The organism is Wolbachia endosymbiont of Atemnus politus (genome assembly GCF_013309895.1).
In genome coordinates this window covers 1-3,337 of record NZ_JAAXCS010000129.1, presented here as the reverse complement: position 1 = coordinate 3,337, position 3,337 = coordinate 1, and the positions used below count along the sequence as shown (strand labels likewise).

Genomic DNA, 3,337 nt, shown 5'->3' with positions numbered 1-3,337 from the left:
ATTCATATTTTTCTCACTCTAAAAAACATAATTCAATTTTACAGCATTAAATATTTAATAAGTATTAATGTTAAAGATGTCAATGAGCTTCCTTAAACTTTTATGTCACATATTATACCATATGCTGCATGACCTTTCAATAATATTTTTGCTATTTTTTCGAATTTGAGATTTTCTATATGCTTTAACATATGCCTCCTTGGATTGATTTTATGACCCTCATTATATAAAGCTTTCAATACAGGCTTATTATAGCCTTTAATATGGTATTGTGCAAATATTTACTCTTTATTTTCTTTAAAACCCCATAATTTGAGCTATTACCTTAATAAACTCACTCAGGCCGTTTTTTATCCTCGTTTTCTTAGTATTATTGGCCATACCGCACAATTTCTGATAATTTTGTAATAAATCAACTAACAGCTCTGTTAGATTTTTTTTTGCTTCGCTATTTTGCTCAACTATCATAGCTGCTCCCGAGTCTTCAATATATTTTGCGTTATAAAGCTGATGATTATCTTTTGAGTAAGGATAAGGAATATATATAGCAGGGCGCTTAGCAAGAGTGATCTCTGCTATCGAAGTTGCCCCTGCTCTGCTAATTACTAAATGAGCACTTACTAACCTATTTCCCCTGTCATCAAAAAACTCACTTAATTCACTATTGACTTTCTCACTTTTGTATAGATCTTCGACCTTGTTTATATTTTTTTTCGTACACTGTTGTGTTACTCTAATCTTCTTTTTCATTTCAGCAGGCAGATTACAAATTACGTCACTCACTACATCGTCAAAAAAACTTGCACCTTGACTACCTGCTATTATTAATATGTTTAAGATTTCTTCAGTATTAGAATAGTTCTGCGCCTTTATATCAACAAAATTCCCTATAAAAATACATTTACTGCTCTTTGCATATTTAGTTTCCGGAAAGCTAGCCGCAATTAATTTTGCACTTTTGAAAAAGAATCTATTCACTCTTCCTAAAATTATATTTTGTTCATGTAAAATTATAGGTATAGAGAGAATCTTTGCTGCAAGAAGAGTTGGAAAAGAAGCATAGCTACCAAAACCAATGACCAGTTTTGATTTTAATTTTCTTATTTGATATAGTGCTAACACACAGCTATATGTTAACAAAAGGAAAAATTTAAATTTGTTGTTGCTTGGCCTACATAATGGCAGGATATAGCTCTCTACATCCGCATCTTTATCTGTTTTTTTATCAGTAAATAATGTACAATTGTGTTTTTGTGCCTTTAGTGCTTTTGCTAAGGTTATAGCTGGAAAAATGTGTCCACCCGTGCCTCCTGTTGCTAAAATAATATTCATCTGTAAGTAGCAAATTGATACTAGATTGTTAATTATTTTTTAATAATTTGCACGTAAAATTTGACTAAGCTTTATGGTAGGGAGTTAAAAATGTCTGAAAATAACAGTAAAAAAGAACTTAATGAGAAAAACGAACCTCGAGAGCAAAAAGAAGGTAGTGGCGGGAGTTTTATAGAATTGTTAAAAAGTATAATAAAAGCTCTTTTCAACTCGGTCGTTGATCTACCCCAGCAAGGGCAAAATGAAATGAAGAGTATCGATCAACAACAAAATTTAGATAGAAAAGGAAAAAGCCCAGAAGATCTCAAACCGGAGAAAAAGCTTGAAGTGAAAGAAGCAGCCGAAGGGTTGAAGGAGAGGTTACAGAAATCTGATGTTGGTAACCAATCTGTTGGAATTGAAGTACCGAATCAAACTTCCGGTCAAGATATTGATAGTTCCAAAGCAATGGAACGTTAGTTCAACTGTTTAACGATTCATTATCTGCAGCAAGTACTGATTCGTGTATCATCTCTGAAATGGTTGGATGAGGAAAGATTGTAGATTTTATATCAAAATCTGTTCCTTCTATTTGCTTTGCGAGAACAAAATTGCTAATTAACTCTGTTACTTCTGCTCCTATCATATGAGCCCCAAGAAGTTCACCTATTTTTTTATCTATCACTGTTTTCACTAACCCTTCGATTTCGCTGAGTGCAATAGATTTACCATTAAAGTTAGAATAAAACTTTCCTATTTTTATATCATACCCATTTTTTATCGCTTGTTCTTCAGTTAGGCCAACACTCGCTATTTGCGGATGAGAGTAAGTGCAATTTGGTATGTATTCTTTTTTCAACGCATGAACATTCTTACCAGCAATCTTCTCAACACAGATCACAGCTTCATGACTTGCTTTATGTGCTAAACATGGTGGGCCAGCTACATCACCTATTGCATATACATTCAGTTCACTCGTTTCATACCATTCATTCGTTTCAATAAAACCAGAAGAACTTAATTTAATTTTGGTATTCTCTAAACCTATATTTTCAGTGTTTGCTTGAACGCCAACTGCAACAATTACTCTATCAAATTTTTTACTTTCACCGCTACTTAGCTGTACTTGAGTGAAGCCCTTATTTTTAGTAAAAGTTTTTACACTATTGTTTGTGTATATTTTTATTCCCTGTTTTGTAAATATCTCTTGTGCTAAACTTGAAATGTCCTTGTCTTCCAATGGCAAAATAGTGTCTTTTACCTCTATAATTGTTACATCAACCCCCAAAGTGCTATAAAAACTTGCAAATTCTATTCCAATTGCACCAGATCCTATAATTAGTAGTGATTTTGGTAATTTATCTGGAGTCATAGCATGCTGTGCATTCCATATTAAATCTCCATCTACCTCTATTCCAGGCAGATTTCGTGCTCTAACACCTGTTGCTAAAATAATATGTTTCGAAGAAACTTCTTGTTCTTCCTTATCACTAGAAACTTTGATAGTACGGTTACCTGTAAGTTTACCAAAGCCTTGATAGACTTTTATGTTATTTTTTTTCATCAAATACGCAATACCTCTTGATAATTTATCAACAACATTCCTTGAGTATTTTACTATCGATTGTATATCAAAGCTCGCATCCTTTACTTTTATACCAAATTCCTCTGATCTTCTTATTAGCCTGTAAATTTCAGAAGTCCTGAGCAGCGACTTTGTCGGTATACATCCCCAATTTAAACATACACCACCTAAATTTTTTTCTTTTTCAACAATTGTAGTTTTAAACCCAAGCTGCGCCGCTCTAATTGCCGCTATATAACCACCAGGACCACTACCTATAACTGTAATATCATACTCATCCATTATTTTTTCGCATTCAAAAGACTATATATAACAGATGGGACCCATACGATCAATGTCCAGGTACATAGAAACGAAAAAACTCCTTGACAACCCCCGTCAATCTTATTATCATATCGCTCAGAGTATTTCTGACTCAAAACTTGTTTTTGACCTGCAGGA

General features: G+C 33.3%; 3 protein-coding genes. 1 reads left to right on the top strand and 2 read right to left on the bottom strand.

The window, feature by feature from the left end; translation table 11 throughout:
- Nucleotides 1–297 precede the first annotated feature (297 nt).
- Nucleotides 298–1,332 carry a UDP-N-acetylglucosamine--N-acetylmuramyl-(pentapeptide) pyrophosphoryl-undecaprenol N-acetylglucosamine transferase gene (locus HET73_RS06610; RefSeq protein ID WP_174133327.1) on the bottom strand — a complete coding sequence of 345 codons (1,035 nt, stop codon included), beginning with the start codon at nucleotides 1,330–1,332 and terminating at the stop codon, nucleotides 298–300.
- Nucleotides 1,333–1,422: 90 nt separating this feature from the next.
- On the opposite strand from HET73_RS06610, the gene HET73_RS06605 reads away from it, so the two are divergent.
- Entirely contained in the window at nucleotides 1,423–1,791 is a 369-nt protein-coding gene (locus tag HET73_RS06605; protein WP_174133326.1) for a hypothetical protein, read from the top strand.
- A 1-nt stretch (nucleotide 1,792) separates the two neighbouring features.
- On the opposite strand, the gene lpdA is transcribed toward HET73_RS06605, so the two are convergent.
- Nucleotides 1,793–3,178 carry a dihydrolipoyl dehydrogenase gene (gene lpdA, locus HET73_RS06600; protein ID WP_174133325.1) on the bottom strand — a complete coding sequence of 462 codons (1,386 nt, stop codon included), beginning with the start codon at nucleotides 3,176–3,178 and terminating at the stop codon, nucleotides 1,793–1,795.
- Between the last annotated feature and the right edge of the window lie 159 nt (nucleotides 3,179–3,337).